The organism is Polaromonas sp. P1_G4 (genome assembly GCF_056405475.1).
Genome location: NZ_JBFUCA010001018.1, coordinates 1 through 662, shown reverse-complemented (window position 1 = coordinate 662; position 662 = coordinate 1). Strand labels below are relative to the sequence as shown.

Here is a 662-nt window from a genome sequence, read left to right as displayed (position 1 = left end):
CTGCGCCAGCTGGGTCAGGCCACCCTGATCACCCAGACCGARGGCCTCATCAGGCAGTATGGCGTTGCACGCGTGCTGGATGCCCGGCGGCCGAAATTCGGCCAGGACATGCAACCGGTCACGGCAACGCAGGCCCAGGAAAGCCACGGCATCCTGGGTTATGCCACGGCACTGGCAGGTGCCGGGCTGCTGGTCGCAAGCGACTGACGGCTTTCACTTCGTGCTGAAGTCGGGAGGGCCACCTCCCCGGCTTGATCCGCTGAATCGGGTTGCACACGGACACAAAAGACCGTGTACAACCCCGGGCACGCGGCTTCTGCTTGCCAGAGGGATGGGGGCCGAATCGGGCAGGCCGGTGGTATTCTTTGCCCATGAAACTTATCCTCAAATGGCTTTTAAGCGCAGCGGCCTTGCTGGCCGTTGCCTATCTCTACCCCGGGGTCGTGGTGACCAGTTTCACCGGAGCACTGATTGCCGCGGCGGTACTTGGTGCGCTGAACATGGTGGTGCGCCCGATCCTGGTTCTGCTGACGCTGCCCGTCACGCTGGTGACGCTGGGCTTGTTCCTGTTTGTCATCAACGCGCTGATGTTCTGGGCTGCGGCCGGTCTGATTGACAGCCTGAAGGTCACGGGCTTTACCGCCGCGCTGATAGGCTCACTG

The 662-nt window shown here is 62.8% G+C and carries 1 protein-coding gene and 1 pseudogene; both read left to right on the top strand.

Features of this window, described 5'->3' with window-relative positions; all coding sequences use genetic code 11:
• Positions 1–207, top strand: a pseudogene (locus AC1D1X_RS25120) (hypothetical protein); the annotation flags it as partial.
• 164 nt (positions 208–371) lie between these two features.
• Positions 372–662, top strand: a 291-nt coding sequence (locus AC1D1X_RS25115; RefSeq protein WP_477699608.1) for a phage holin family protein, incomplete at its 3' end; no start/stop codon positions are given.